At 70.6% G+C, this 26,473-nt stretch carries 24 protein-coding genes and 2 pseudogenes; 18 read left to right on the top strand and 8 right to left on the bottom strand.

Annotated elements, in window-relative coordinates:
- Positions 1-11 precede the first annotated feature (11 nt).
- The 5 genes and pseudogenes from ACOGI9_RS07770 to ACOGI9_RS07750 form a co-directional block, all read left to right on the top strand.
- Positions 12-476 (top strand): annotated as a pseudogene (locus tag ACOGI9_RS07770) (aminotransferase class V-fold PLP-dependent enzyme); the annotation flags it as partial.
- Positions 477-552: 76 nt separating this feature from the next.
- A pseudogene (locus tag ACOGI9_RS07765) lies at positions 553-864 on the top strand (aminotransferase class V-fold PLP-dependent enzyme); the annotation flags it as partial.
- Between the two features lie 25 nt (positions 865-889).
- Positions 890-1,228: a hypothetical protein gene (locus ACOGI9_RS07760; RefSeq protein WP_419859308.1), complete on the top strand. Its 339-nt coding sequence runs from the start codon at positions 890-892 to the stop codon at positions 1,226-1,228.
- On the top strand, positions 1,218-2,945 hold the full coding sequence (locus tag ACOGI9_RS07755) for an amidase (protein WP_419856586.1): 1,728 nt from the start codon (positions 1,218-1,220) through the stop codon (positions 2,943-2,945). Before ACOGI9_RS07760 ends, ACOGI9_RS07755 begins: the two co-directional genes overlap by 11 nt.
- Positions 2,942-3,982, top strand: a complete 1,041-nt coding sequence (locus ACOGI9_RS07750) for a threonine aldolase family protein (RefSeq protein WP_419856585.1) — start codon at positions 2,942-2,944, stop codon at positions 3,980-3,982. The genes ACOGI9_RS07755 and ACOGI9_RS07750 overlap by 4 nt, the downstream gene beginning before the upstream one ends.
- Before the next feature lie 9 nt (positions 3,983-3,991).
- Here the strand turns inward: ACOGI9_RS07750 and ACOGI9_RS07745 are convergent, their stop codons facing one another.
- On the bottom strand, positions 3,992-5,098 hold the full coding sequence (locus ACOGI9_RS07745) for an AI-2E family transporter (RefSeq protein ID WP_419856584.1): 1,107 nt from the start codon (positions 5,096-5,098) through the stop codon (positions 3,992-3,994).
- A gap of 171 nt (positions 5,099-5,269) precedes the next feature.
- Between ACOGI9_RS07745 and ACOGI9_RS07740 the strand changes: the two genes are divergently transcribed.
- From ACOGI9_RS07740 to ACOGI9_RS07705, 8 genes are read left to right on the top strand one after another with little or no spacing between them, the layout of a single operon-like run.
- The gene (locus tag ACOGI9_RS07740; protein ID WP_419859255.1) at positions 5,270-5,695 is read left to right on the top strand and encodes a cobalamin B12-binding domain-containing protein; all 426 of its coding nucleotides are present in this window, start codon (positions 5,270-5,272) and stop codon (positions 5,693-5,695) included.
- A gap of 32 nt (positions 5,696-5,727) precedes the next feature.
- The gene (locus ACOGI9_RS07735; RefSeq protein ID WP_419856583.1) at positions 5,728-7,314 is read left to right on the top strand and encodes an acyl-CoA carboxylase subunit beta; all 1,587 of its coding nucleotides are present in this window, start codon (positions 5,728-5,730) and stop codon (positions 7,312-7,314) included.
- Complete coding sequence (locus ACOGI9_RS07730; protein WP_419856582.1) at positions 7,311-8,780, top strand: acyclic terpene utilization AtuA family protein; 1,470 nt, start codon at positions 7,311-7,313, stop codon at positions 8,778-8,780. The genes ACOGI9_RS07735 and ACOGI9_RS07730 overlap by 4 nt, the downstream gene beginning before the upstream one ends.
- Positions 8,777-9,115 carry an AtuA-related protein gene (locus ACOGI9_RS07725; RefSeq protein ID WP_419856581.1) on the top strand — a complete coding sequence of 113 codons (339 nt, stop codon included), beginning with the start codon at positions 8,777-8,779 and terminating at the stop codon, positions 9,113-9,115. The genes ACOGI9_RS07730 and ACOGI9_RS07725 overlap by 4 nt, the downstream gene beginning before the upstream one ends.
- A gap of 24 nt (positions 9,116-9,139) precedes the next feature.
- On the top strand, positions 9,140-9,913 hold the full coding sequence (locus ACOGI9_RS07720; protein ID WP_419856580.1) for an enoyl-CoA hydratase/isomerase family protein: 774 nt from the start codon (positions 9,140-9,142) through the stop codon (positions 9,911-9,913).
- Positions 9,910-10,596 carry a hypothetical protein gene (locus tag ACOGI9_RS07715; RefSeq protein ID WP_419856579.1) on the top strand — a complete coding sequence of 229 codons (687 nt, stop codon included), beginning with the start codon at positions 9,910-9,912 and terminating at the stop codon, positions 10,594-10,596. Before ACOGI9_RS07720 ends, ACOGI9_RS07715 begins: the two co-directional genes overlap by 4 nt.
- Positions 10,593-10,799, top strand: coding sequence for a hypothetical protein (locus ACOGI9_RS07710; protein WP_419856578.1), 207 nt, complete (start codon positions 10,593-10,595; stop codon positions 10,797-10,799). The genes ACOGI9_RS07715 and ACOGI9_RS07710 overlap by 4 nt, the downstream gene beginning before the upstream one ends.
- 50 nt (positions 10,800-10,849) lie before the next feature.
- Entirely contained in the window at positions 10,850-12,184 is a 1,335-nt protein-coding gene (locus ACOGI9_RS07705; protein ID WP_419856577.1) for a RecQ family ATP-dependent DNA helicase, read from the top strand.
- On the opposite strand, the gene ACOGI9_RS07700 is transcribed toward ACOGI9_RS07705, so the two are convergent.
- From ACOGI9_RS07700 to ACOGI9_RS07690, 3 genes are all read right to left on the bottom strand, one after another.
- On the bottom strand, positions 12,150-14,303 hold the full coding sequence (locus tag ACOGI9_RS07700; protein WP_419856576.1) for a hypothetical protein: 2,154 nt from the start codon (positions 14,301-14,303) through the stop codon (positions 12,150-12,152). The genes ACOGI9_RS07705 and ACOGI9_RS07700 overlap by 35 nt on opposite strands.
- Positions 14,304-14,551: 248 nt before the next feature.
- On the bottom strand, positions 14,552-15,325 hold the full coding sequence (locus tag ACOGI9_RS07695; protein ID WP_419856575.1) for an anti-sigma factor family protein: 774 nt from the start codon (positions 15,323-15,325) through the stop codon (positions 14,552-14,554).
- 68 nt (positions 15,326-15,393) lie between these two features.
- Entirely contained in the window at positions 15,394-15,924 is a 531-nt protein-coding gene (locus ACOGI9_RS07690) for a sigma-70 family RNA polymerase sigma factor (RefSeq protein ID WP_419856574.1), read from the bottom strand.
- Positions 15,925-16,186: 262 nt separating this feature from the next.
- Between ACOGI9_RS07690 and ACOGI9_RS07685 the strand changes: the two genes are divergently transcribed.
- The 4 genes from ACOGI9_RS07685 to rpmA all read left to right on the top strand — a co-directional run bounded on the left by ACOGI9_RS07685 (position 16,187) and on the right by rpmA (position 20,022).
- Complete coding sequence (locus ACOGI9_RS07685) at positions 16,187-17,413, top strand: acyl-CoA dehydrogenase family protein (protein WP_419856573.1); 1,227 nt, start codon at positions 16,187-16,189, stop codon at positions 17,411-17,413.
- 175 nt (positions 17,414-17,588) lie between these two features.
- A complete protein-coding gene (locus tag ACOGI9_RS07680) occupies positions 17,589-19,127 on the top strand; it encodes an Rne/Rng family ribonuclease (RefSeq protein ID WP_419856572.1) in 1,539 nt (512 codons plus the stop codon).
- A 68-nt stretch (positions 19,128-19,195) separates the two neighbouring features.
- Positions 19,196-19,765 carry a 50S ribosomal protein L21 gene (gene rplU / locus ACOGI9_RS07675; RefSeq protein ID WP_419856571.1) on the top strand — a complete coding sequence of 190 codons (570 nt, stop codon included), beginning with the start codon at positions 19,196-19,198 and terminating at the stop codon, positions 19,763-19,765.
- Positions 19,765-20,022 (top strand): 50S ribosomal protein L27, encoded by a 258-nt coding sequence (rpmA, locus tag ACOGI9_RS07670; RefSeq protein WP_310777279.1) that lies wholly within the window; start codon positions 19,765-19,767, stop codon positions 20,020-20,022. Before rplU ends, rpmA begins: the two co-directional genes overlap by 1 nt.
- A 101-nt stretch (positions 20,023-20,123) precedes the next feature.
- Here rpmA and ACOGI9_RS07665 read toward each other — a convergent pair whose 3' ends face one another.
- Genes ACOGI9_RS07665 through ACOGI9_RS07650 form a run of 4 tightly spaced genes read right to left on the bottom strand, consistent with a single transcriptional unit; the run spans position 20,124 to position 24,958 of the window.
- The gene (locus ACOGI9_RS07665; RefSeq protein ID WP_419856570.1) at positions 20,124-20,903 is read right to left on the bottom strand and encodes an enoyl-CoA hydratase/isomerase family protein; all 780 of its coding nucleotides are present in this window, start codon (positions 20,901-20,903) and stop codon (positions 20,124-20,126) included.
- Between the two features lie 43 nt (positions 20,904-20,946).
- Positions 20,947-22,653 (bottom strand): amidohydrolase, encoded by a 1,707-nt coding sequence (locus ACOGI9_RS07660; protein ID WP_419856569.1) that lies wholly within the window; start codon positions 22,651-22,653, stop codon positions 20,947-20,949.
- A gap of 10 nt (positions 22,654-22,663) precedes the next feature.
- Positions 22,664-24,382, bottom strand: coding sequence for an amidohydrolase (locus tag ACOGI9_RS07655; protein WP_419856568.1), 1,719 nt, complete (start codon positions 24,380-24,382; stop codon positions 22,664-22,666).
- 48 nt (positions 24,383-24,430) lie between these two features.
- Positions 24,431-24,958 carry a cupin domain-containing protein gene (locus ACOGI9_RS07650; protein WP_419856567.1) on the bottom strand — a complete coding sequence of 176 codons (528 nt, stop codon included), beginning with the start codon at positions 24,956-24,958 and terminating at the stop codon, positions 24,431-24,433.
- 247 nt (positions 24,959-25,205) lie between these two features.
- On the opposite strand from ACOGI9_RS07650, the gene ACOGI9_RS07645 reads away from it, so the two are divergent.
- The gene (locus tag ACOGI9_RS07645) at positions 25,206-26,471 is read left to right on the top strand and encodes an aminotransferase class V-fold PLP-dependent enzyme (RefSeq protein ID WP_419856566.1); all 1,266 of its coding nucleotides are present in this window, start codon (positions 25,206-25,208) and stop codon (positions 26,469-26,471) included.
- Positions 26,472-26,473: the final 2 nt, after the last annotated feature.

Here is a 26,473-nt window from a genome sequence, read left to right as displayed (position 1 = left end):
CCGGAGGCGGCATGAACCCGGACGTGAGGGCGCTCTTTCCCGGCGCGAGCGAGCAGCCCTACTTCGACATCTCCGCGAACTCGCTGATGGCCGAGCCGGTGCGGGCGGCGATCGAACGTCACCTCGGGGCGAGAACTTCCGGGCGGGGCGACAAGACGGAGATGGTGGCCACGGTCGATCGCGCGCGGGCCTCCTTCGCGTCCCTCATCGGCGCGGCCGCGGACGAGGTCGCGATCACGAAGAACGTCTCCGACGGCCTCAACCTGTTCGGCGCCAGCCTCCCGTGGCGGGCGGGCGACAACGTGGTGCTGTGTCCCGCGCTCGAGCACCCGAACAACATCTACCTCTGGTACAGCCTCGTCCGCACGCACGGGATCGAGGTGCGGCCGGTCGCGCCGGAGGACGGGCACGTTCCGGTCGAGGCGATGGCCGCGGCGATGGACGACCGCACGCGGCTCGTGACGATCCCGAGCATCACGTTCGCCCCGGGGTTCGTGACGGACATGAAGGCGATCGCGGCGGCGGCCCGCGAGCGTCGGAGCGCTGACGCTGGTGGACGCGGCGCAGTCGGTCGGCGCCCACCGCACGGACGTGGACGATCTCGGCGTGGACGCGCTGGCCGTCGCGGCGCAGAAGGCCCTCCTCTCGGTGTACGGGTTCGGCTTCCTGTATGTGCGGCGCGAGGTGGCCGAGACGCTGACGCCGGTACACGTGGCTCGCTTCGGGATCGAACTGGACGCGCACGAGACGGCGTACTCGGACGAGGAACTCCGCTTCCGCCCGGGCGCGCTCCGCTTCGACGTGGGCAACTACAACTATCTCGGGGCGGCGGCGACGGACGCGGCGCTGGACCTGCTGGGCGGCTGGGGCGTGGCGCGCATCGAGGCGCATGTGCGCGGGCTGGCGGCCGACCTGGTCGAACGGACTCCTGGACCTCGGCCTGCCGGTCGTCGGCGGGAGGCCCGGACCCCACCTGGCGCACATCGTCTCGGTCGGCGAGAGCGGCGGCGGACGCCACTACACGGCCGACGACCCCGCCATGAACTCCCTCTACGACCACCTCACCGCCGCCGGCATCCGCCTCGCGATCCGCACCGGCATGCTCCGCTTCTCCCTCGGCGTCTACAACGACGACTCCGACATCGACCGCGTCGTGGAGGCCGCCCAGGCGTGGTGCGCTCGGACACGGTATGGTCAGATGGACAGGGAGGACGACAATGGCTACTGAATCGGGCCGTCCCGCGCTCGACCGGCGGGCGTTCATGGCGTCGCTGTCGGCGCTCGGGTTGGGCGGGACGGCGCTCCCGGCCGCGCTGTGGGCGCGCACCCACCAGGGGCAGGAGGCCGTTACCCGGGCCGACGTCAGCGCTGCCGTGCGCGTCGCCGGACTCGACTTCAGCGAGGACGAAGTCGAGCTCATGGTGGAGGAAGTGAACGCGATGCGGGAGCGGTACGCGCAACTCCGCACGATGGGGATGCCGAACTCCGTCGTCCCCGCCCTTCACTTCGATCCCGTGCTTCCGGGGACCTCCTATCCGGCCCCATCCGCGTCGACCGTCTTCCATTACACGCGCCCGCGGGGCCTCGAGCGGCCCGCGAACCTCGAGGAACTCGCGTTCCGGCCGGTGACCGACCTGGCCGAACTGGTCCGCTCCCGGCAGGTGACGTCGACCGAACTCACGGAGATGTACCTGGGCAGGCTGCGCGCCCACGGCGACACGCTGCTGGCCGTGATCGCGCTCACCGAGGACCTCGCCATGCGACAGGCGGCGCGCGCCGACGCCGAGATCGCGCGGGGGTACTACCGGGGGCCGCTGCACGGGATCCCCTGGGGGGCGAAGGACCTTCTCTCCGAGGACGAGACCCTCACGACGTGGGGCGCCAAGCCGTACGAAGACCAGTACATCCCGGAAGACTCCACCGCGGGGCGGAAGCTCGAGGAGGCCGGCGCGGTGCTCGTCGCGAAGCTCACGCTGGGGGCGCTGGCGCGCGGGGATGTGTGGTACGGGGGGCTGACGCGGAACCCGTGGAACCTCGAGCAGGGGTCGAGCGGGTCCTCCGCCGGGTCCACGGCGGCCGTCGTGGCGGGGCTCGTCGGATTCGCGATCGGGAGCGAGACGCTGGGCTCGATCGTCTCTCCCTCCACGCGCTGCGGCGCCTCGGGGCTCCGCCCCACCTTCGGGCGCGTGAGCCGGGCGGGGGCGATGGCCCTCTCGTGGTCGATGGACAAGCTGGGGCCGATCTGCCGCAGCGTGGAGGACTGCGCGATCGTGCTCGACGCGATCCAGGGATCGGACGGCCAGGACCCGACGGCGCGCGACGTGGCCTTCGACTGGGACCCGGAGCGGCCGCTCTCGGACCTGCGCGTCGCGTACGTGCCCTCGGCCTTCGAGGCGGAGCGGGAGGACGAGGAGTGGAAGGCGTTCGACGAGGCGTCGCTGGAGGTCGTGCGCGGGCTCGGGATCGATCCGGTGCCCGTCGAACTCCCGGAAGACCTCCCCTACGACGCGATGCGGATCATCCTCAGCGCGGAGCAGGGGGCGGCGTTCGACGACCTGATCCTGAGCGGGCGGGAGGATGAACTCGTGCTGCAGGGGGAGAACGCGCGCCCCAACATCATGCGCACCGGCCGCATGATCCCCGCGTCCGAGTACATCCAGGCGAACCGGGCGCGCACGATCGCCATGCACCGCTTCGCGCGGACGATGGAGGGGATCGACGTCGTCGTCACGCCGAGCTTCGGGGGATCGATGCTCCTGCTCACGAACCTCACGGGGCACCCGCAGGTCGTGATCCCGAACGGGTATCGCTCGGAGGACGGGACGCCGACGAGCATTTCGTTCGTCGGCAAGCTGTTCGGCGACGCGGAGGCGCTGCGGCTCGCCAAGGCGGTGCAGGACGCGACGGAGCACCACCTGCGGCGTCCGCCGCAGTTCGCCTCGTGACGATCGACCTCCGCAGCGACACGGTGACGCGCCCCACGGAGGCGATGCGGGCGGCGATGGCGGCGGCGCCCGTGGGCGACGACTGCTACGGCGACGACCCGACGGTGCTCGAACTGGAGCGGCGGACGGCGGAGATCCTCGGCAAGGAAGCCGCCATGTACGTGCCGACGGGGACGATGAGCAACCAGCTCGCCCTGCGCGCGCACACCGAGCCGGGCGACGCGGTCCTCATCGGCGCGGGCGCCCACATCTGGTTCGGCGAGGGGGGCGCGCCGTCGCCGATCTCCGGGGTCGTCATCCGGCCGCTCGAGGGCGAACGCGGCATGTTCGGCGCGGCGACGCTGCGCGCGGCGCTCAACCTCGACATGGGGACCGTGCGGGCGCGCATGCAGTCGCCCGTGCGGCTCGTCTGCGCCGAGAACACCCACAACGGAGCGGGCGGCGCCGTGTGGCCGCCGGACCTCCTGCGCGAGATGCTCGCCGCCGCGCGCGAGGCCGGCCTCGCGACCCACCTCGACGGCGCACGGCTGTGGAACGCGACGGCGGCCACCGGCGTCCCCGAGGCCGAGTTCGCGGAGGGCTTCGACACGGTGAACGTCTGCTTCTCCAAGGCGCTCGGCGCCCCGCTGGGGTCCGCCCTCGCCGGCCCGGTCGAACTCCTCGAGCGCGCCCGCCGCTTCAAGCAGCTCTACGGCGGAGGCTTCCGGCAGGCGGGGATCGTCGCCGCCGGCGCCCTGTACGCGCTCGAACACCACCGCGGGCGGCTCGCGGAGGATCACGCCCGGGCGAGGACGCTGGCCCGCGGCCTCGCCGCGATCCCCGGCCTGGAGGTCGACGTCGAAGGCGTGGAGACGAACATCGTCCGCTTCCGGACCACCGCGGTCGATGCGCCGAAGTTCGCGGCCCGCTGCCGCGAGAACGGGGTCCTGCTGAACGCCTACAACCGGCGGGACCTGCGGGTCATCCCCCACCTCCACACGACGGACGACGACGTGGCGGGGGCGCTCGACGTGTTCCGGGCGGCCGCGGCGGCCTAGCGTCGCGGCCTAGCCTTCTTGCCCGAGCGCGACGGCGACTTCGGCGTCGATCGCGGCGGTGATCTCGTCCGAGCGCTCCGAGCCGAGCAGGACCGCGATCCAGCGCGTGGACTCGTTCGTCCCCAGCACGATGCGGAACATCACCGTGAGCGGCACCGACAGCAGCATCCCCACGGGCCCCAGGACCCAGCCCCAGAAGACGAGCGAAGCGAAGACGACGAGCGTCGACAGGCCCACGCTGTACCCCATGACCTTGGGCTCGAGGAGGTTGCCCCAGAGGACGTTGACGACGAGGAACCCGGCCGCGGCCGCGACCGCCGTCCCGACCCCCATCGTGAGCCACGCGACCAGCACCGCCGGCACGGCGGCGATGAAGGACCCGATGTTGGGCACGTAGTTCAGCAGGAACGCGACCATGCCCCACAGAATCGGGTAGTTGACGCCCAGCAGCGCCATGAGCCCCGCGACGCAGAGGCCCGTGCCGAGGCTGACGACCGTCTTGAGCACCACGTAGCGCCGGACCGCGCTCCCGACCTTCTCCCAGTTCTCCCGCGCCTCCGTCGCATCCGCCTCGCCGAGGGCGACCCGCACCTTGGTGGGGAAGCTCGAGACCTCGAGCAGCATGAACACCATCGTGAGGATAATCAGGAACCCGTTGGCGAGGAGAAATCCGACGTTTTCGACGAGCTCCCGCATCAGGCCGAGCATCCAGCTCGGCGAGATCGTGATGAGTTCGTCGGTGTCGAGCAGGGGCGACTGCAGCCCGAAGCGCACCATGTAGTCGCTCAGCGTGGCCTCCACCGTCTCGATCTGCTCCGCGAAGAGCCGGTCGAGTTGCGCTTCCGAGCGTCCGAGTTCGACGACGGGGGTCGCGAGCATGCCCCCCGCCACCGTCCCGAGGGCGAGGATGACGAGCACGAGGGCGAGGACCGCGACGGACTTGGGAATCCGGTGGTCCGTCATCCAGCGGAGCGGCGTGGAGCACAGGATGGTGAGAAAGAGCGCGAGCACGAAGGAGACGACCAGCGCGGAGGCGGCCCGCATCCCGGCCACGATGATGACGAAGGCCGCCAGGTTCAGAAGGGTTCGGTGTACTCGTGTCGCGTCGTCGCGCATCACACGAGGGTGCGCGCCGGAGCGGGCCGGGGCAACCCCGCAGATGGGTAGGCGTCGGCACCGGATCGTCGTTGCAGTGCGCGCCTTTCGGCGGATAACTTCGACCGTTCCCTCGTGACCGAGAACTTCCGGGATGAACTCCCGAAACGAACTGCCGGGAAGAAGCGCTTGATCGAACCGAAGATCCGTGTGCTCGTGGCCAAGCCGGGGCTCGACGGCCACGACCGGGGTGCGAAGGTGATGGCGGCCGCCCTGCAGGACGCGGGGATGGAGGTCATCTACACCGGACTCCACCAGACGCCGGAGATGATCGCCGCCACCGCCCTCCAGGAGGACGTGGACGTCGTGGCGCTCTCGATCCTGTCGGGGGCGCACATGACGCTCTTCCCGCGCGTGAAGTCGCTTCTCGACGGCCAGGGGATGGACGGAGTGCTGCTCACCGGGGGAGGGATCATCCCCGCCGAGGACATGGAGGCGCTGAACGACCTCGGGGTCGGCCGCCTCTTCGGGCCGGGGACCTCCACCTCCGAAGCCGTCGACTACATCCGCGCCTGGTTCGAGGAGCACGGGCGCGAAGCCCCCGGGGCGAACGGCTAGCGGCGGCGGTGGGCAAAACCGACGACAGCCGGATGGGCGCGCTCGTCGCCGAACTGCGCGAGCTCGAAGCCCGGGTCCAGCGCGGCGGCGGGGAAGAGCGCGTGGCCCGCCAGCACGCCCAGGGCAAGCTCACGGCGCGCGAGCGGGTCGACCTCCTCATCGACGAAGGCGGCGGGTTCCTCGAGATCGGCCTCCTCATCGCGCACGACCGGTACGACGGCAAGGCGCCGGCCGCCGGCGTCGTCACCGGGGTGGGCGAGGTCTGCGGGCGCGAGGTCGTCATCGTCGCGAACGACCAGACGGTGAAGGCCGGGAGCTGGTGGCCCGAGACGATCACGAAGATCCTGCGGGCGCAGGAGATCGCGATGCGGTGCCGCGTGCCGATCGTCTATCTCGTGGACTCGGCCGGCGTGAACCTGCCGTATCAGGGCGGGGTCTTCCCGGGACAGTACGGCGCCAGCCGCATCTTCTACTACAACTCGATCATGCGACACTACCTCGAGGTGCCGCAGATCTCCGCCGTGATGGGCCAGTGCATCGCGGGGGGCGCCTACCTTCCCGCCCTTTCGGACGTGATCGTGATGGTCGAGGGGACGAGCTTCATGGGTCTCGGCGGGCCGAACCTGGTGAAGGGGGCGACGGGGCAGGAGGTCGAGGCCGAGGAACTCGGCGGGGCGCTCATGCACAACCGCGTGAGCGGCGTGGCGCACTACCGGGTGGAGGACGACCGCGCGTGCATCGAGAAGGTGCGCGCGCTCGTCGCCGGACTCCCCGCCGGCCTGCGCCCGGACCCCGCCATCGAAGCGCGGGACGCGGCGCGCGGCGCGGCGGAGGCCTACGCGCTCCTGCCCGGCGACCACCGCCAGCCCTTCGACATGGAGGCGGTCCTCGAGACGATCCTCGACGAGGGTCCGTTCGAGGAGTTCCAGGCCGACCGCGCGCCGGAGATGCTCACGGGAACGGGGCACATCGACGGTTTCCGGGTGGGCGTCATCGCGAACCGGCGGGGCATGTTCCGGGGCGAGGCCGGCGAACCGCCGAAGTTCGGCGGCATCGTGTACACGGAGAGCGCGGAGAAGGTGGCGTACTTCATGGACCTGTGCGACCGGCACGACACGCCGCTCCTCTTCGTGCAGGACGTGAGCGGGTTCATGGTCGGGCCGCAGGCGGAGCAGTCCGGGATCATCCGGGCGGGCGCGCGCATGGTCGAGTCGATGGCGACGGCCCGCGTGCCCAAGATCGTGCTCACGGTCAACCACGCGAGCGGGGCGGGGTACTACGCGATGGCGGCGCAGGGGTTCGATCCCGACTTCATCTTCACGTGGCCGACGGGGCGGATGGGGGTGATGGAAGGGGAGGCCGCCGTACAGGCCGCGTTCGGACGCAAGCTGGAAGAGGCGGCGGACGGAGAACTGGACGAGGAGACGGCCGCGGCGATCGAACGGACGCGGGAGAACTACGAGGAGCAGCTCGATGCGAAATACGCGGCGGCGCGCGGCTTCGTGGACGCGATCCTGACCCCGGAGGACACGCGGGCGGTGCTGTCGCTCGCGCTCCGCTGCTCCCTCGGCAACCCGGGGCCTCACCTCGGACCCTTCACCCTCCCGGACAGCCTGTGAACGCGCAGCCCGTGGCGCCGGAAGCCCTGCTCGAAGAGGCGTCCGCCGCGGTGGGACTCGAAGAACGGCCGCTCCCGGCCCGTACCCGGCGCGACGGCGGCCGCCGGGTGCGCGTCGCCTCCGGGCAGGGGTTCTGGGGGGACTGGCAGGAGGCGCCCAAGCTGCAGGTGCGGCGCGGATCGATCGACTACCTGATGCTCGACTACCTGGCCGAGATCACGATGTCGATCATGCAGAAGCAGCGGGACCGGAACCCGGACGCCGGCTACGCGCGCGACTTCGTGCCCCTGATGGACGACCTCATCCACGACCTGCTCGAGAAGGAGATCCGCGTGGTGTCGAACGCGGGCGGCGTGAACCCGGAGGGGTGCCGGGCCGAACTCGGGTTCGCGTTCGCGGACGAGTCGCTGCCGCGCCGGCCCCGGGTGGCGGTGATCACGGGCGACGACCTGATGGACTCCCTCGACGACCTCCTCGCGGCGGGACACGAACTCCGGCACATGGAGACGGGCGAGCCGCTCTCCACCGTACGCGACCGGGTGGCCGCGGCGAACGCGTACCTCGGCGCCGAACCGATCATCGAGGCGCTGCGGCAGGAGGCGGACATCGTCGTGGCCGGGCGCTCGACGGACACGGCGCTCACCTACGCGCCGCTCATGCACGAGTTCTCGTGGCCGGACGACGACTGGGACCGGCTCGCGCACGGCGTCGTCGCCGGACACATCAACGAATGCGGCTGCCAGGCCTCCGGCGGGAACTCGCTCGTCGACTGGCGGGAGATCGACCTCACGCTGCCGGGCTATCCCATCGTCGAAGCGGAAGAGAACGGGACCTTCGTGGTGACGAAGCACCCGGGGCTCGGCGGGCGGGTGACGTGGGAGACGGTCGCGGAACAGGTCCTGTACGAACTCGGCGACCCGACGGAATACATCACGCCGGACGTGGTCGCGGACTTCTCCACCATCCGCCTCCGCGATCTGGGCAGGGACCGGGTCCGGGTCGACGGCGTGGCCGGCCGCTCGCGCACGGACAAGCTCAAGGTCTCCATCGCGTACCACGACGGCTTCAAGGCGGTGGGCGCCCTGACGTACGCCTGGCCCGACGCGGTGGACAAGGCGCGGCGCGCGGACGAGATCCTCCGGGGCCGCCTGCGGCACCTGGGGCTCGAGTTCGACGAGATCCGAACGGAGATCGTCGGCGCGGGCGCGTGTCACGGGCCGCTGGCGGGCGCCCCCTCCGACGACCTGCCCGAGGTCACGCTGCGGGTCGGCGTCCGCAGTCCGGACCGCCACGCCGTGTCGCGCTTCAGCCGGGAGATCGCGCCCCTCATCCTCGCGGGCCCCCCCACCGTCACCGGCTTCGCGGGCGGCCGTCCCCGCGTGCAGGAGGTCGTCGCCTACTGGCCCGCCCTCATCGACCGCGGCGTCGTGGAGGCGAACGTGCAAGTGGAGACGATGGAGCTGTGAGAGTGCAGCTGAGGGAGATCGCGTTCGCCCGCTCGGGCGACAAGGGAGACACGGCGAACGTGGGTCTCATCGCTTTTCGACCGTCCATTTATCCGGTGTTGGTGAAGGAAGTTACATCAGAACGTGTGAAGTATCACTTCAAGGGAATCTGCGAAGGCGAGGTCGAGCGGTTCGAGCTTCCCAACCTGCGCGCGCTCAACTTCCTCCTCCACCGCTCGCTGGGAGGGGGCGGCACCGTATCGCTCATGCTCGATGCCCAGGGGAAGACGTTCGCCACCGCCCTGCTGAGGATGGAGATCGACGTGCCGGACCACCTTCTGAACCGGGCCGACTGAGGCCGGTCCGCACCCGAGAGGCTCATGTTCGAATACCTCGAGATCGAGATCGACGAGCGGACCGGCGTGAACCGGATCCACCTCGACCGCGCGGAACGCCGCAACGCGCTGAGCGGGGCGCTCGTCGCGGAGATGAAGGAGGCGCTCGCGCTCGCGGAGGCGGACGCCCGGGTGCGCGTGATCGGGATCGGAGGGCGTGGCCCGGACTTCTGCGCGGGCGCCGACCTGGCGGAGGTGCAGGCCTCGGTCGAGGAGGGGGTCATGGCCAGCCTGCGGGAGGCGGAAGCGCTGGGCGAACTCTTCACGCTCCTGAGGAAGCTCTCGAAGCCGGTCGTCGCGATCGTGCACGGCCGGGCGCTGGCGGGCGGGTGCGGCCTGGCGACGGCGTGTGACCTCGTGCTCGCGGCGGAGAGCGCCCGCTTCGGCTACCCGGAGGTGCGGCTCGGGTTCGTGCCCGCGATGGTGACGGCGATCCTGCGCCGGAACCTCGGGGAGAAGCGTGCCTTCGAGTTGATGTCGCTCGGGGACACGATCGATGCGGCGGAGGCGTCGCGGCTGGGCCTCGTGAACCGGATCTACGCGGACGCGGAGTTCGATGCGGAGAGCGCCGCCTTCCTGGCCGAACTCGCGGGGCGGAGCGCGTCCGCGCTCGCGCTCACGAAAAAGCTGCTGTACGGCACGGAGGGGCAGAGCTTCGAGGCGGCGGTGGCCACCGGCGCGCGCGTGAACGCGCTCGCCCGCATGACGGACGACTGCCAGGCGGGGATCCGCCGGTTCCTGAAAGGGGAGCGAGCATGAGCGAGAACGGCGTGGCTTCGGCGGTGGGGTCGGCCTTCCCGTGGCGGGTCGGGGCGCTTGGCGCCGGCGCGTCGGGCATCGTCCTCCTCGCGACGGACGGGGCGCCGCTCACGCTCGCCGTCCTCCTGCTCATCGCGGCGCTCGCCTCGGCGGGCGTGCTCCTGGGCGGCGGCGCGCACGGCGCCGCGGTCGAAGGCCGGCTCGACCTGAGCGCCCGCCTCGGCCTCGGACTGCTCGGCGGACTCCTCGGCGCCGCGGTCTCCGCCGCGGCCCGCACGGTCGTGGCGACGTTCGGCTCCATCGGAGCGGTGAGCATGGGACTGACCTCGGGGTGGACGGGGGCGGAATTCCTGTCGCACCTCGGAAGCGGCGCGGTCTGGGGTCTCATGCTCGGCGTGCTCTACACCTACCTGTCCGGCTCGCCCGCCGCCCGCGGCGCGACCTTCGCGCTGGCGCCGACCCTCTACGTCGTCATCCGGCTCGGCCTCGGCGAGCCCGCGCTGGACTTCGCGCGGGGGGACCTCCCGCTGGTGTCCGCGCTCGCGCTCTACGCGGGGCGGGGCGTGTTCGCCGTCTTCTCCATCCTCGCCGTGAACGTGCTGTGGGGGGCGATCGCCGGCGCGACGCTGGGCTGGGGCGAAGCGGGCGACGAGACTCCCGTCGCCCGCCCGATCGACGAATGATCGCCGGTCGCGGGCCGGACGACGGGACGGAGGCGTCGACGGCGGGCCGCGACTGGTGGCTGCGGCTGCAGATCGGTCTCGGTCTGGCCGGGGGCGCGACGTGGCTCATCGGCGCGCTCACGGAGCAGGACTTCGTGGCCGGCGCCGGCTGCGGCCTCCTCGTCGCCGCCGTCGTCCTCCGCCTGGGGCGCACGAGAGCCTGACCCGGCCCCCGGGGTTGATCCCGCGTTGACCGCGCGGCGGATCGAGGGGTATGAATGCCGACGACAGCACCGCCTCGGGCCGCCCCGTGGCGACCCTCGGCGACGCGCGCGACCTCCTGCGGGACCGGTTCGGGTACGACGACTTCCGTCCGGCCCAGTCGCGCGTGGTGGAAGCCGTGCTCAGCGGCCGGGACACCCTCGCGGTGCTTCCGACGGGCTTCGGCAAGTCCGTGTGTTTCCAGATCCCCGCGCTGTTGCGTCCGCGCGCGACGCTCGTCGTTTCGCCGCTCATCTCGCTCATCGAGGACCAGGTCGCCGGGGCCGCGCGCCGGGGCATGCGAGTGCTCGGCTGGACGAGCGCCACGCCGCGGGGGGAGGTGGACGAAGCCCTGGAGCGCGCCCGGCGCGGCGAACTCGACCTCCTGTACCTGGCGCCCGAGCGCCTGGAGAACCGGGCCGTCTGCGATCGCCTGCGCGAAGCCGGCGTGGCGGGCATCGCGGTGGACGAGGCGCACTGCGTTTCCCAGTGGGGGCACGACTTCCGTCCGTCGTACCTGCGGATCGGACGCGCGAGGGAGAGGCTGGGCCGCCCGCCGCTGACGGCCCTCACGGCGACCGCGACGTGGCGAACGCGGCGCGAGATCGAGCGGTTCCTGGGCATGGAAGGGGCGATCCGCATCTTCGTGCCCGCGAACCGTCCGAACCTGCGCTACTCCGTGGAGATCGCCCCGGATACGCGCGAGGCCTGGCGGTGCGTGCGGCGCGAGGTGGCGGCGTGCCGGGGGGCGTCGGCGGTCGTCTACGCGCGCACCCGGGGACTGAGCGCGCAGCTGGCGATCGCGCTCTCGAGGACGGGCGTGCCCAGCGCGCCGTACCATGCGCGTCTGCCGATCGAGCGGCGCCAGGCGACCCAGCGGGGCTTCCTGGACGGGAGCATTCGCGTGGTCTGCGCCACGACCGCGTTCGGCATGGGGATCGACCACCCGCAGGTGCGCCTCGTCGCGCATCTCGGCGCCCCGTCGTCGCTGGAGGAGTACGTCCAGGAAGCGGGTCGCGCCGGCCGGGACGGCGAACCGGCGCGCTGCGCGATGGTCGCGATCCGCGAGAGTCGCCGCCGCGCCCTTCCGTTCGGCCGGCGCGAGCGCCCCCGGCCGGGCAGCCCGCCGCCCGGCTCCGACCGCGCCGCCGCCCACGCCGAACGGCGCGCCGCCATGCGAGCCTACATCGAAACCGCCGCCTGCCGCCGGGCGGCCATCGCCGCCTACTTCGGCGAACCCGCTCCGGTCTGCGACGGCTGCGACAACTGCGACCGCGACCGGGCCGCCCCCCGCCGCGACCCCGGCGCGAGCGTCAGAACGACCAGGACACGCCGAGGATGGCGATGACGGGGAGGGAAGCGAGCGGGGCGGGACGCGTGAGCGGCTGGTCCGACGTCGTCTGGTAGAAGAGCGCGTCCCGGCGGTCCAGCGCGTTGAGCACCCGCACGTACGGGGCGATCACGACGGACGAGCGGCCGATGCTCGCGACCCAGCGTCGCGAAATCTCCGCGTCGACCCGCAGATACGCGTCGTCCGGCGCCCCGGACAGCACCGGCAGCGGATCGTCACCGCTTGGCGCGTCCTTCTCCTCGCGCCCCCCCGTCACGGACGTGAAGGACAGGCCGGCCCCGTACGCGAGCCGGATCCCGAAGTCGAACTCGCGCACGCCCGAGGAGAGCCCGCCGCTCAGGAGTTGCCGGCCCACGAACGGGGTCTCCTCGTCCGGGTCGGTCGTCGACACGAACGCGATCGAGTAGCCGATCCAGCCTCGGACCGGACCCTCCTTCGCCTGCAGCCACAGATCTCCGCCCCAGGAGTAGAGCTGGTTGGCGTCGGGGAGATCGTCGAAGGACTTGAGGTAGCTTTCGACGCCGACATCGACGCCGTTCTCGAGCGAGTTCTCGAATCCGACCACCAAATGGGAGGCGCCCGCGATACTGGACCCCGGCGTCGACGGCGGGATGTAGTCGGGGTCCAGCGTAGGGAGGAAGCCGCCGATGGTGGGTCCGGTGAGGTCTCCCGAGAGGATGGACTCGGGTCCGCGCAGCACCTGATAGAACCTCCCGGCGGAGACGCGGACATCCGCCGCCTCCGTCACGTGCCAGGTGACGGTGCCCCGGGGCGCGAACTTCGCGCGGCGGGAGGGGGCGAAATAGCTGGTCCGAAATCCCCCCCTCACCTCGACTTCGGGGGCCACCTCCCAGATGGCCTCGCCCCAGCCGGCCACCACGTCGGCGCGCCGCACCGCGTGGGTCACGTCGTGCGCCGTTCGGCCGCCGAGTACGGTCCGCCGGTCCACCACCGTCTCGTACGAGTCGAAGCCGCCGCCCGCGGCCCAGCGGATTTCGCGGCCTCCCGACTCGAACAGCGCCTCGGCGCGGGTCCGGACGGTCCGTGCGATGGCGTCCGCGAACGAGACCTCGAAGTCCAGTTCCTTGTCCCGCGGCAACGGCAGGCCCGTGCCGAACCGCCCGTGGGCGCCCCTCAGGGTGAACGTGCCGTCGGCCAGCGGAACCCGATAGCTCGCCGACCCCGCCAGGTTGCCCCAGTAGGCCGACTCCACGGCCCCGGCGTCCTCCAGCCGGCCGATGTCGAGCAGCACGGACTCTCGGTTCCAGAACCCGGTGGCCGTGAACTTCCCGGTCCCCAGGCGATAGTCGAGCCGGCCCAGGAGGTCGCCGTACCCGTAGGGCATCTCGTGCTCGTTCGTGATGATCGGATAGCCGAGTCCGTGAAGCGCCCGGCCGCTGAGGAGCACCCGCCCCGCGGGTCCGATTGGCCCCTCCGCCCGCAGGGTGCCACCCAGCAGGTCGGCCGCGCCGGCGACGCGGAACCTCTCCGCGTCTCCCTCCCGGATCTTGAGGTCGAGGACGTAGGAGAGTCCCCCGTCGTAGCGGGCCGGCGTGCCTCCGATGTAAAGAGCCGCTTCGTCGAGCACGCCGTCCGGGAAGGCGTCGAGGAGTCCGCTGAGGTGGAACGGCGCGTAGACCGGCGCGCCATCGAGCAGCACGAGCTTCAGGTCCGACGCGGCGCCCCGCACGTAGAGCACGCTGGTCGGATCCGCGGGATCGATGCCGGTTTCATCCAGCGTCAGACCCGCCTCGGCCACGCCCGGAGATGAATCCAGCGCGCGGAGTTCCGTTTCTCCCTCCTCCCGGAACCCGCCGCGGGTGAGGCCCGGAGCGGGCAGCCGCCGCGCGAGGATGTGGGCGAACAGGCTCGGCATCGCGACGGGCCGCCGCTCCAGAGCCAGGTCGAGCGGGACGTCGCCGCCCGCCGGTACCAGGACGCTGGCGGCGAGCGGGTCGCGATCCAGCGCCCGCGCAATGAGGTGGATGGGGCCCGCGGGAAGCCCTTCCGCCCGGTAGAAGCCGTCGTCGTCCGTGACGAGGAACCAGGAAAACGCGGGGAAGCGGATTTCCACCGAAGCGGCCGCGATCGGGGTCTGGGATTCGGCGCGCAGCACGCGGCCGAAGACGGCGCCGACAACCGGCGCATCTTCCGAAGAGGGGGGCGGCGGGGGATCCTGAGCGAGAACCGGCGGAGCGAAGAGGCAGGTCGAAACCGGGCCGAGGAGCAGGGCGAATCGCCACCGGTGGGAGACGGGCCCCGACCTTCGGTACATGGGCTTCGTCATCCCGGGATCCACCCCTCGAGGCTAGCGGTCCGTCAGGTCACCGTCATCCGCCGCGGCGGCGTCCGTTACCTGCGCTGCTACCCGTCGGTGTCGAGAAAGATCTCCACGCGACTCGCAGCCGCCGAATCCGTGCGCCGCAACTCACCGCCCTCGAGGCGGACGACCTCGGTCTCATCGATGACTACAGAACCGATCGCGGCGTTCCGCGGCAAGGTCACGCGGATCTCATCCGCCGCTCCCGCGACCTCGATGACGCCCGGCTCCACGTGGAAGCTCGCGTCACGGGCCGCCACCGTGGCTGTCTCCTCGTCGGACAGTTCGACCGTCAACCGCGCGCCCTCGTGCCCGCCGACGACCATGATGCGCACGGCGCCGTCGCGGGGATCCACCGACACCCGGGAAGGTCCGGCGTCCCCGGCGACCCGGGGTTCGCCCGCGATCCAGACCGCAACCGCATCGATGCCGCCGTCGACCCAGCCTTTGACCGGCGATCCCGGCACCGCGTAGGCGCCGGCGGCGACGAGCAGCGTGATCCCCGCGGCCACCGCGACGGAGCGGCGGCTGAGCCTCGCCCAGCGTCGCGCCCTCGCGCTCTGGAGAGACGCCGGCGCCCTGCGCGCCGCCTCCCGCAGCGCGGCCGGCATCTCGCGCCGCGCTTCAGGCGCCGAAAGCAGGTCGAGCGCCGCCGTCGCACGCCGCATCGCGAAGCGCATTTCGTCGAGGCGCGCCGCGCAATCCGGGCACGCCGCCACGCGCTCTTCGACGGATCGCCGTTCTGCTGTGGTCAGCTCACCGTCGAGCAGAGCGAGCAGCGCTCCGTCGTCGACATGTGGCTGTTCACGCGTAGACATATTCAATCCTCACTATTTTCGACGCAGATTTCCAGTCGCATCCCGACCGGTCACCCATCGTCCCCCCCTCACCGGCCCCGACCGGTCTCGTCCTCCACGATCCGCGGATCCAGCGCCTCCGTGAACCGGCGCAGTGCCCGCGCAAGCAGCGTTCCCACCGACCCCGGCGCGACTTCGATCACCTCGGCGATCTCCGCGTACCGGAATCCTTCCTCTCTCATCAACAGCAACTGACGGTCGCGTTCGGGCATCTCCGCCAGCGCGGCGCGCACCGCCGCGACCCGTTCAGCCCGCAAGACCGGCTGGTCCGGCGACTCCACCGGATCGTGCGCGAGGTCCGTCTGCTCGTAGCGCTGCGACAGCAACCGCCGCCGTCGCGCGCTCATGCGAGCGTCGTCCCGCACCAGGTTCGTCGCCACGGTAAACAGCCAGCGCCGCACCTCCTCATCCGGAAGAGCCTGGTCCAACAGCCGAACGAACGCCTCTTGCACGACGTCCGCCGCAAGGTCGGCGTCACCCACCATCCGGTCGACATACCGAAAGAGTGGCGTCCAGTGGCTCTTGTATGCCGCCTCGAAGTCCACGGTTCTCCCCTCCACACCGTTGCCGGTACGCGAAGAGCGCCGCGGGCTTGCACCCTTGCCATCCATAGGGTCAACGCCTGCGAACGCCCGATCGTGACGCGTCCGGCCCTGCCGTTTCTGCCAAACGTTTCGGCGGGAGCCCCGCCTCCGGTACGTTAGGCGCGCGGCGTCCCGAAGTCACAGCCCGCCCGCCGCCGGGCCACGCACCCGACCCCGGCGCGCATGCGAGAAGTCCCGATTTTGCGACGCCGGCCGCACGCGCCGAACCGAGGAGTGAATGGAAGACCCGAGTTTCCAACTGGAAGACCATCACGAGATGATCCGCGAGATGGTGCGGGAGTTCGCCGAGGCGGAGATCGCGCCCGTCGCCGCCCGCTACGATGAATCGGAGGATTTTCCGTGGGACACCGGTGCCCTCATGTCCGAACTGGGATTGTTCGGGATTCCCTTCGAGGAGGAGATCGGCGGCGCCGGCATGGACCTCCTCGCCGCGGCGATCGCCGTCGAGGAACTCGCGCGCGTGGACGCGAGTCATTCGATCATGATCGGGGCGCACACGAGCCTGGCCGCGACCCCGATCGCGCGCTGGGGGACGGAGGCCCAGAAGGAACGTTTCCTCCGGCCCCTCGCGAGCGGCAGCGTGCTCGGCGGATTCGGGCTCACGGAGCCGGGGTCGGGTTCCGACGCGGGCGCGATGCGGACGACGGCCCGGAAGGCCGGGGACCGGTGGATCCTCAACGGCCGCAAGACGTGGATCACGCACGGCGGCGTGGGCGAGGTGTTCGTCGTGGGCGCCCTCACGTCGCCCGAGAAGGGCTCGCGCGGCATCACGGCGTTCGTCCTCACCAAGGAAACGTGCGACCTCGAAGACGCCGCGCGCGTCGGGTTCGGCCACTCCGAGGAGCTCGAGCCGATGCCGGGCTTCAGCGCCGGGCAGAAGCTGCGCAAGCTGGGCTGGAACGCCTCCGACACGCGCGAACTCACGCTGGAGGACGTCGAGGTTCCGGAGGAGAACGTGCTCGGCGAGGTGGACCGGGGGTTTCCCATCTTCCTCGACACCCTCGACGGCGGACGCGTCGGGATCGCCGCCCACGCGATCGGGATCGCGCAGGGGGCGCTGGACGAGACGGTTCGCTACACCGGCGAGCGGAAGCAGTTCAGCAGGAAGATCCACGACTTCCAGGGCGTCCGCTTCATGCTGGCCGAAGCGCAGACGCGCATTCACGCGGCGCGGCTCATGATGCACCACGCCGCGCGCCTCCGGATGGCGGGGGCGAGGCACAAGAAGGAGGCCGCGATGGCCAAGCTCTTCGCCTCGGAGACGGCGATGGACGTGACGACGATGGCGGTGCAGTTGCACGGCGGCTACGGCTATTCGCGCGAGTATCCCGTCGAACGGATGATGCGCGACGCGAAGATCACGGAGATCGGCGAGGGGACGAGCGAGATCCTCAAGATCGTGATTTCAAGGGAGATGCTGCGCGAAGCGGGCTCCCTCGATTAGTTTGGGGGGAGCGGTTCGGCCGTGCGTCACGGCCGTCAGCGGAAACCGGGCAGTAACGAAGAGATACACGAACCCCCGGGCAGCGGCCGGCGGTTCGCAGCGAAGAATCGAGTCTTACAGGATGCCAGCCCTCTGGTAGCACAATCGGGCGCGGCGAACCCGTGCGCGTGCTGACGTGCGCCGCGAGATCGTCGTAAACGCCACGACCCGCGAGAAACGGGTCGCGATCGTAGAAGACCGCAAGCTCGTCGAGCTGATGTACGAACGGCCCGACGAGCGCCGCATCGCCGGCGATATCTATCTCGGTGCGGTCGAAGCGATCGTGCCCGGACTTCAGGCCGCCTTCGTCGACATCGGGGCCGAGAAGTCCGCCTTCCTGCACGCCTCCGATCTACAGTCCGACGAAGATCCCGACGAAGACGGGAACGGGGGACGGGAACGAAACGGGGGGCGCCGGAGGGCGCGCAACGAGAACGCTCCCCGCATCGAGGAGACGATCCGCAAGGACCAGACGCTCCTCGTCCAGGTCGTGAAGGAGCCGATCGGCACGAAGGGGGCCCGCGTCACGACGCAGGTCTCCCTCCCGGGCCGCTTCCTCGTGTACATCCCGGACTCTTCCCATGTGGGCGTGAGCCGCAAGATCGGCGACCGGGAGACGCGCGCGCATCTGCGAAGCATGGTGCGGGACATCCTCGGCGACGACGGCGGGGTCATCGTCCGGACCGTCGGCGAGGAGATGACGAGGGAGGCCTGCGAGCGGGAACTCAAGTCGCTGCGCAAGACGTGGCGGAAGGTGCGGCGGCGGCAGAACGGGATGAAGGCGCCGGCCCTCGTCTACCAGGACGCGCGGCTGACGTCCGGCATCATCCGCGACCTCTTCAGCGACCGGATCGACCAGCTCACGGTGGATTCGGCGGAGTTGTATCACGAGATCCGCTCCTACCTGGGACAGGTGGACCCGGACCTGCTCGAGCGGGTGAGCCGGTACGAGGGCACGGCGCCCATCTTCGACGAGTTCGGGATCGAGGAGGAGATCCGGCGCGCGTTCCGCCGCACCGTCCACCTGAAGTCCGGCGGCCACGTCGTGATCGAACAGACCGAGGCCCTCGTCTCGATCGACGTGAACACGGGGCGCTACACGGGCCGCCGCGACCCGGCGAAGACCATCCTCAAGACGAACCTCGAGGCGGCGGGGGAGATCGCCCGCCAGCTCCGTCTGCGCGACGTGGGCGGGATCATCGTCATCGACTTCATCGACATGAACGAGGAGGAGTCGCGCAACAAGGTCGTGCAGCAGATGCGGACGCTGCTGGGCCACGACCGCGCGCGCTCGAAGGTATTCGGGCTCTCCGAACTCGGCCTGCTGCAACTCAGCCGGCAGCGCGTGAGCCCCAGCCTGCACCAGCGGATGATGGAACCGTGTCCGTACTGCGAGGGCGCGGGGAGAATTCTCGCCTCCGAGACGGTGGTGCGCCGGCTGGAGCGGGCGCTGGACCGGGTCGCCGCGGCCGGCCGGGAGAGCGGGATCACGATTCTCACGCACCCGGTGATCGCCCTCCACCTGCTGGAGCGCGAACGCGAGTTCCTGGGCCGGATGAGGAACAGCGGCGGGATCGCGATCGATCTGCGCGACGACCCTCTGCTCGGTCTCGACGAGTTCCGGCTCCTCGCCCACCCGGCCGACGCCGACGTCACGAAGAAGTACATCTTTTGACACATCCGCCCGCCGCGGGTAATCTCAGCGGCTCGCAATTCGTGGAATTCCGGCGGTGATCTGACGATATGTACGCGATTTTCAAAGCCCAGGGAAAGCAGTTTCGCGCGGTGGAGGATGAGGTGCTCCGCATCCCCTCCCTCGCGGCCGAGCCCGGGGACACGGTCAAGTTCGAAGACGTGCTGCTCGCCGAGCAGGACGGGGACGTCCACGTGGGAGCCCCGTGCGTGGCGGGCGCCTCGGTCGCGGCCGAGGTCGTGAGCCACGGGCGCGGCGACAAGATCATCGTCTACAAGATGAAGCGGCGGAAGGGCTACCGGCGGAAGCAGGGCCACCGCCAGGGCTACACGGAGATCCGGATCCTCGGCATCGATCTGCCCGGCGAGCCGCAGGAGGCGGTGGCGAAGCCGGCGGCCGCGGCTCCGAAGCCCAAGGCCGCTCCGAAGCCGAAGGCCGCCCCGAAAGCCGAAGCCGCACCCGAGGCCGCCGAGCCGGCGTCGGTGGACATCACGCCCGTCGCGCGGAAGCTGGCGGAGGAGCACGGACTCGACCTGGGCGCGATCGAGGGGACGGGCAAGGACGGCCGCATCCTCAAGAGCGACGTGGACAAGGCCATTGCGGCGAAGGAAGGCGACTGATGGCGCACAAGAAAGGTGTCGGCTCCAGCCGCAACGGACGCGATTCGAACCCGCAGTACCTCGGCGTCAAGAAGTACGGCGGCGAGCACGTGGTCGCGGGCAACATCCTCATCCGGCAGCGGGGGACGCCCTTCCACCCGGGTCGCAACGTCGGCCGGGGGAAGGACGACACGCTGTTCGCGCTCGCCGATGGGCAGGTCGAATTCCACCGCCGGCGAGGCCGCCGCTTCGTCAGCGTCGTAACGCCGGCGTCCTAGCCTCGCGACGGTAGCCCGCCGCGCGCTCGCAGCCGCACCGCCACCGGCTGCCAGCCGCGCCGGGCAATCGCCGCGCCGTCGGCGTCCCGTGAGGATCCCGCTCAGGAACCCCTGAACTCGGGCTTCCGCTTCTCCAGGAAGGCGCCCACGCCCTCCGCCATGTCGTCCGTCGAGAAGAGGAGCGAGAACCAGCTCCGCTCGAACTTCAGCCCCTCATCCAGCGGCATCCGCCGCGCGGCGAGGATGGACTCCTTGGCCGCCTGAAGCGCGACCGGGCTGCGGCTCGCGATGTTCGACGCGAGTTCCATCACGTGACCCTCGAGTTCCTCGGGGGCGACGGCCGCCTCCACGAGGCCGATCTGCTCGGCCTTCTCCCCCGGGATCAGCTCGCCGCTCATGACGAGCCGCATCGCCCAGCCCTCGCCGACCAGGCGGGGAAGGCGCTGCGTGCCGCCGGCGCCGGGGATGAGTCCGAGGTTGATCTCCGGCTGGCCGATGCGGGCCGAGGTCGAGGCCACGCGCATGTCGCACGACATCGCCAGTTCGCAGCCGCCGCCGAGGCAGAAGCCGTTGATCATCGCGATGACGGGCTTGGGGAAGGATTCGATCGCGCTGTACATGTCGCCGCGCGTCATGCTGCGGTACTGCTCGACGGGACGCGCGTCCTTGAACTCCGAGATGTCGGCGCCCGCGATGAAGGAGCGGTCGCCCGCCCCCGTGATGATGACGACGCGGACCTCGTCGTCCGCCGCCAGGCGGTCGAGGGCGCCGAAGATGGCGCAGCGGACGGCGCCGTTCAGCGCGTTGAGCTTCTCCGGCCGGTTGACCGTGAGCTTGGCGATATGTCCGTCGAGCTTCTCGACGAGAAGAACGTCACTCATGACGACTCCAGGCTTTGGGTTGGCTGTCTCGGACGGCGCGCGGTCAGGCTTCGTGGGTGGTGCGGCCGCCGAGGACGGTGCGGACGACTTCGATCTCCTTGATCGCGTACGGGTCGGCCGTGTGGGGATCGTCGCCCAGGATGACGTAGTCCGCCAGCTTCCCCTCGGTGATCGAGCCCTTGATGTGCTCCTCGAAGGAGGCGTGGGCTCCGTTGATCGTGCAGATGCGGAGCGCCTCCGGGACGGAGATCCTCTGGCTCGGACCCCACTCGCGTCCCTGCATGTCCGTGCGCGTGACCATGCTCTGGATCGCCATCAGCGCCTCGAACGGCCCCGGCGGGTAGTCGGACGCGCCCGCCACGGGGATGTCGTAGTCGAGGAATCGGCGGTGCGCGAACATCCACTCCATCTTCTCCGTCCCGTACTCGCCCCACTTGTTCCCGTGGAAGTGGATGTAGGTGTAGAAGGGGGTGGGGATGGCGCCGATGTCCTTGATCCGCTGGAGGAGCGGATCGTCCACCAGCGAGCAGTGCTCGAGGCGGAAGCGGGGGTCGGCCTGCGGCATCTCGCGCTGGACCCGCTCGTACGCGTTGAGGCACATGTCGATCGTCTTGTCGCCGTTCGCGTGGATCGCGATCTGGAAACCGGCGCCGACGGCGTCGTCCACCGCCCGGTGGATGTCCTCCTGGGTCATGGTGCTGATGCCGTAGTCGTCCGGGCGCCCGACGTACGGGGTGCGCATCGCCATCGTGCGCTCCGAGGCGGAGCCGTCCGCGCTGTACTTGACCGCGCCGATGCGCAGGTTCTCGTCGCCGAAGCCGGTGCGAACCCCCGCCTGCTTGAGCGCCGAGAAGAGCAGGCTGCCGCCGGAGGGGAAGTAGTACATGCGGAAGCGGAGGTCCCCCGCGTCGTAGGCGTCCTGCAGCGCGGTCAGGCCCTGGCTGTTCCCGCCCGTCTCGTGCACGGAGGTGATGCCGGCCGCGGACATCAGTTGGCCGATGAGGGCGACGCCGGCCTGGCGGTCGTCCCGCGTGCTCCCGCCGGGGACGAGGCGCTGCAGCGGGCGGCGCGCGAGCGAGGCGACCTTGCCCGTGAGTTCGCCGTCCTCGCGGTAGAAGTGTCCGCCCGTCGGGTCGGGCGTGTCGACGGTGATCCCGGCGAGTTCGAACGCCTTCGAGTTGTAGACGCTCGTGTGTCCGCCCCGGTGCGTGACCTGGACGGGATGGTCGGGGACGGCCTCGTCGATGTCGCGCCGGTTGAGCGGGCGCCCCTCCTCGATCTTCGTGTCGTCGTAGAGGAAGCCGACGACCCACTCGCCGGGAGGCGTGTTCTGCGCGCGCTCGCGGAGGGCGGACTTCATTCCCTCGATCGTGCGGATGTTCATGTCCACCTGCGTGAGGTGGCGCATGCCCGCGGAGGAGGGATGGTTGTGCGCGTCGATGAAGCCGGGGACGACGGTGGCGCCGCCCGCGTCGATGCGCTCCGTGCCGGGTCCGATGAGGTTCGCGATGTCGTCGTTCGAGCCCGCGGCGAGGAAGCGCCCGTTCTTCACGGCGAGCGCCTCGGCCCGCGGGTTCGCGTCGTCCACCGTGTAGACGGTCGCGTTGGTCACGACCTGGTCGGCGTGCGCGGAGCCGCCGGCGCCGGCCTGTCCGCCGCTCCCGCCCTGCGTCCCGCAGCCCGCCAGGGCCGCGCCCCCGGCCGCGAGCCCGGAAAGGGCCATGAACTCCCGGCGATTGACCTCGCTCATCTTCGTCTCCTCAGGCCTCGTATGTCGCGCGTCCGCCGACGACGGTGCGCAGAATCTCGATCTCCTTGATCGCGAACGGGTCGGCCGTGTGCGGGTCCTCCGCGAGGATCACGAAATCCGCCAGCTTGCCCGCGGTGATCGATCCCTTGATCCCCTCCTCGAACGCGGCGTGGGCTCCGTTGATCGTGCATACGCGGAGCGCCTCCTCGACCGTGATCTTCTGGCTCGGGCCCCACTCGCGCCCCTGCATGTCGGTACGCGTGACCATGCTCTGGATGCCCATCAGCGTCTCGAAGGGCCCGGGCGGATAGTCGGAGGCGCCCGCCACGGGGATCCCGTAGTCGATGAACCGCCGGTGCGCGAACATCCACTCCATCTTCTCGGCGCCGTACTCGCCCCACTTGTTGCCGTGGAAGTGGACGTAGGTGTAGAACGGCGTGGGGATCGCGCCCACGTCCCGGATCCTGCGCAGGAGATCGTCGTTCACGAGCGAGCAGTGCTCGAGGCGGAAGCGGGGGTCGGCCTGCGGCATCTCGCGCTGCGCGCGCTCGAAGGCGGTGAGGCACATGTCGATCGCGAGATCGCCGTTCGCGTGGATCCCGATCTGCCATCCGTTCCGGACCGCGTCGTCCACCGCGTGGTGGATCCCCTCCTGATCCATTGTGAGGATGCCGAAGTCGTCGGGGCGTCCGACGTAGGGCGTTGACATGGCCATCGTGCGCTCGGAGGCGGAGCCGTCCGCCACGTACTTGATCCCGCCGACTCTCACCCACTCGTCCCCGAAGCCGGTCCGGATGCCCGCAGCCTTGAGGGAAGCGAAGAGGAAGGAAGCGTCGCCCGCGTTGGGGAAGACGTAGGCGCGGAAGCGGAGTTCGCCCGCCTCGTAGGCGTCCTGATAGCTCACGAGATCATTGCCGGCGCCGGTCTCGTGGACGGAGGTGAGGCCGGCCGCGGCCATGCGCTCGCCGATGAGGCGGATGCTCTCCTGCCGCTCCGCGCGCGTCGTCCCCGCGGGGATGAGGCTTTCGAGCGGGTCCTTGGCGTGTTCCGCGACGCGTCCGGTGAGTTCGCCGTTCTCCTTGTAGTACTTTCCGCCGGGCGGGTCGGGGGTGTCCGCGGTGATTCCGGCGAGTTCGAACGCCCGGGAGTTGTAGACGCCGGTGTGGCCGCCGCGGTGGGTGACGGAGACGGGGTGGTCCGGGACCGCGTCGTCGATATCCGCGCGCGTCAGCGGACGCCCGTCCTCGAGCTTCGTGTCGTCGTAGAGGAAGCCCTGCACCCACTGGCCCGGTGGCGTGTTCTGGGCACGCTCGCTCAGCGCGCTCTTGATGCCTTCGATGGAGCGCACGTCGAGGCTCACCTGCTTGAGGTGCTTGGTGCCGGAGTAGAAGGGATGGTTGTGGGCGTCGATGAAGCCGGGGACGACGGTGTGGCCGGCGGCATCGATGACGTCGGTGCCGGCGCCGATGAGGTTCGAGACGTCGTCGCTCGAGCCCACGGCGAGGAAGCGTCCGCTCTTGACGGCGAACGCCTCGGCGCGCGGCAGGTCGTCGTCCACGGTGTAGACGGTCGCGTCGCGGACGACGAGGTCCGCGGCGCCTCCCGCCCCGGTGCCGGCGGCGGCGCCGGATCCCCCTCCGGCGCCTCCGGGGCCGCAGCCCGCCAGCGCCGCGCCGCCCGCCGCGAGGCCGGAGACCGCCATGAAGTCACGCCGCGTGAGGTCGCTCATCCTGCGTCCCTCCGATCCCTCAGATAGCCGAGAAGCGAATGATCCACGCTACTTTAGCTCGACCAGTTGCTCGGGGTCCACGCGCACGACGATGTAGGTGATCGTCTCCGTGATCTCGCTGAAGCCGTGCGGCGACCCCGCCGGAATGATGAGCATGTCGCCCGGGCCGATCTCCTGGCTCTCCCCGCCCACGATCCCGCCCACGGCGCTGGGGCCGGTGAGCGTCCGCACCGTCTGTCCCTCCGGGTCCAGTTCCCGCGCGTTGGACAGTTCGCCGCCCGTCACCAGCGTGCCGCGGCCCGAGACGACGTAGTAGACCTCGGTCTGCTGGTGGTGCTGGATCGCCCCGAGCGAGGTGGTCGGCGGGCGCTGGACGACGCCGACCCCGGCGTTGTGTCCGCCCGCGTCGATGTGCCGGATCTGCTGGTCGCTGACCCGGCCCTCCGGCGCGTTCGCGATCGTGGCGAGGATGTCGGCCGCGGAGATGTAGGTGGCCGGCGGGTTGTCCGGGCGGTCGCCCGGCGCCGCGCTCCAGAGGACACCCGCCGCGAGGGCGGCGATGATGAGCTTCGACATGGTCCGGCTCCCGTTTCGATTCATGGAGACTGGAGAGATGAGACCGCCCACGACACTAAGCACCGCCGAGGGTCCCGGTCCACGGCTCGACCCACGGCTCGGTCCACGGCCTGTGGGTTGGCCCGCGTTCCCGCGGGAACGTGCTTGCGGTGCTTCGCTGTCCCGCGAACGGGTTGTGGACGTACGTTCCGAGGGGCGTTTCGGGGGTCTGTGACAGACCGGGTACGAGAAGGATCAGGAGGGACGGATGACCGAGTGGAGCCGCCGCAACTTCGTCAGGACGGCCGCCGCCGCGGGGCTCGCGCTCCCGGCCGCGCCGGCCCTCGCCGCGACCGACCCGAGGACCGCTGACGCCGCACCCGGGGCGGGTCTGAAAGCCGGCCCTCGTTCGGATGATGACCCGCTGGGGATCCGGGGCCAGTTCCCGGTCACGGAGGAATTCGCCTATCTGAACACGGCTTCCACGGGCCCGCTTCCGCTTCCGGTCCGCGAGGCGCTCGTCGCCTACGCGGACGAGAAGATGACGTATCGGGATCCCGCGAGCCGCAGGCGCGCCGTGGACCGCGCGCGGAGCCGCTTCGCCACGCTGTTCGGCGCGGACGAGCAGGAGATCGCCTTCCTCTTCAACACGAGCGACGGCGAGAACATCGTGGCCAACTCCGTCGACTGGCGGCCGGGCGACAACGTCGTCATCGACGAACTCCACTTCACCACCGCCTTCGTCGTCTACCGGGAACTCGAGAAGCGGGAGGGCGTCGAACTCCGGATCATCCCCTCGCGCGAGGGCCGCGCCCACCCCGAGGACTACGACGCCTACACCGACGACCGCACGCGGCTCATCAGCGTGGCGTGGGTCTCGAATCGAAACGGGTTCCGGTACGACCTGCCGGCGCTGGCCGAGATCGCGCACGCCAGAGGCGGGTACCTGTTCGCCGATGGGATCCAGGCGTTCGGTACCTTCCCGACGAACCTGCACGCCGAGAACGTCGATTTCGCCTGCGGCAACGGGTACAAGTGGCTCCATGCCGACTTCGGATGCTCGATCCTGTACGCGCGGAGCGAGCACCACGACTGGATGCAGCCCGACCGCTTCGGCCACGCTCAGGTGGCCGAGACGCTCCCGGAACACCAGTACCGGCTGAGGACGGACGCGCGGAAGTTCGAGCACGGGAGCCTCGCCTTCGGCCCCGTCGCGGCCATGGACGCCGCCCTCGGCTTCATCGACGAGGTAGGGCTGGCGCGGATCGCCGAACACACGCACGCGCTCGCCGGCCAGCTCCGGGAGGGGGCCGCGGACCTCGGCATGAAGCTGTTCACGCCGCCCGCCAACCCGTCACCGATCGTGAGCTTCTACCACGGGATGGACCCGGACGAACTCGGCGACGCCCTGCGCGCGGAAGGCGTGTTCTTCACGTTCCAGGAGGGAGGGGACCTCCTCCGCGCCGCCGTCGCGATGTTCAACAACCGCGACGACGTCGACCGCCTCCTCGGAGTGATCGCCGCCCGCGTGTAAGG

The organism is Candidatus Palauibacter irciniicola, assembly GCF_965208695.1.
Classification (GTDB): domain Bacteria; phylum Gemmatimonadota; class Gemmatimonadetes; order Palauibacterales; family Palauibacteraceae; genus Palauibacter; species Palauibacter irciniicola.
This window is presented reverse-complemented; position numbering and strand designations above follow the sequence as displayed.

Bases quoted from the DNA above. Each gene is read 5' to 3' on its own strand.
- ACOGI9_RS07695 (WP_419856575.1), bottom strand. From the start codon at position 15,325: ATGTCTACGCGTGAACAGCCACATGTCGACGACGGAGCGCTGCTCGCT.
- ACOGI9_RS07745 (WP_419856584.1), bottom strand. From the start codon at position 5,098: ATGCGCGACGACGCGACACGAGTACACCGAACCCTTCTGAACCTGGCG.
- ACOGI9_RS07710 (WP_419856578.1), top strand. From the start codon at position 10,593: ATGATCGCCGGTCGCGGGCCGGACGACGGGACGGAGGCGTCGACGGCG.
- ACOGI9_RS07650 (WP_419856567.1), bottom strand. From the start codon at position 24,958: ATGTCGAAGCTCATCATCGCCGCCCTCGCGGCGGGTGTCCTCTGGAGC.
- ACOGI9_RS07660 (WP_419856569.1), bottom strand. From the start codon at position 22,653: ATGAGCGAGGTCAATCGCCGGGAGTTCATGGCCCTTTCCGGGCTCGCG.
- ACOGI9_RS07760 (WP_419859308.1), top strand. From the start codon at position 890: ATGTGCGCGGGCTGGCGGCCGACCTGGTCGAACGGACTCCTGGACCTC.
- ACOGI9_RS07715 (WP_419856579.1), top strand. From the start codon at position 9,910: ATGAGCGAGAACGGCGTGGCTTCGGCGGTGGGGTCGGCCTTCCCGTGG.
- ACOGI9_RS07755 (WP_419856586.1), top strand. From the start codon at position 1,218: ATGGCTACTGAATCGGGCCGTCCCGCGCTCGACCGGCGGGCGTTCATG.
- ACOGI9_RS07645 (WP_419856566.1), top strand. From the start codon at position 25,206: ATGACCGAGTGGAGCCGCCGCAACTTCGTCAGGACGGCCGCCGCCGCG.
- rpmA (WP_310777279.1), top strand. From the start codon at position 19,765: ATGGCGCACAAGAAAGGTGTCGGCTCCAGCCGCAACGGACGCGATTCG.
- ACOGI9_RS07720 (WP_419856580.1), top strand. From the start codon at position 9,140: ATGTTCGAATACCTCGAGATCGAGATCGACGAGCGGACCGGCGTGAAC.
- rplU (WP_419856571.1), top strand. From the start codon at position 19,196: ATGTACGCGATTTTCAAAGCCCAGGGAAAGCAGTTTCGCGCGGTGGAG.
- ACOGI9_RS07735 (WP_419856583.1), top strand. From the start codon at position 5,728: ATGGGCGCGCTCGTCGCCGAACTGCGCGAGCTCGAAGCCCGGGTCCAG.
- ACOGI9_RS07655 (WP_419856568.1), bottom strand. From the start codon at position 24,382: ATGAGCGACCTCACGCGGCGTGACTTCATGGCGGTCTCCGGCCTCGCG.
- ACOGI9_RS07705 (WP_419856577.1), top strand. From the start codon at position 10,850: ATGAATGCCGACGACAGCACCGCCTCGGGCCGCCCCGTGGCGACCCTC.
- ACOGI9_RS07665 (WP_419856570.1), bottom strand. From the start codon at position 20,903: ATGAGTGACGTTCTTCTCGTCGAGAAGCTCGACGGACATATCGCCAAG.
- ACOGI9_RS07685 (WP_419856573.1), top strand. From the start codon at position 16,187: ATGGAAGACCCGAGTTTCCAACTGGAAGACCATCACGAGATGATCCGC.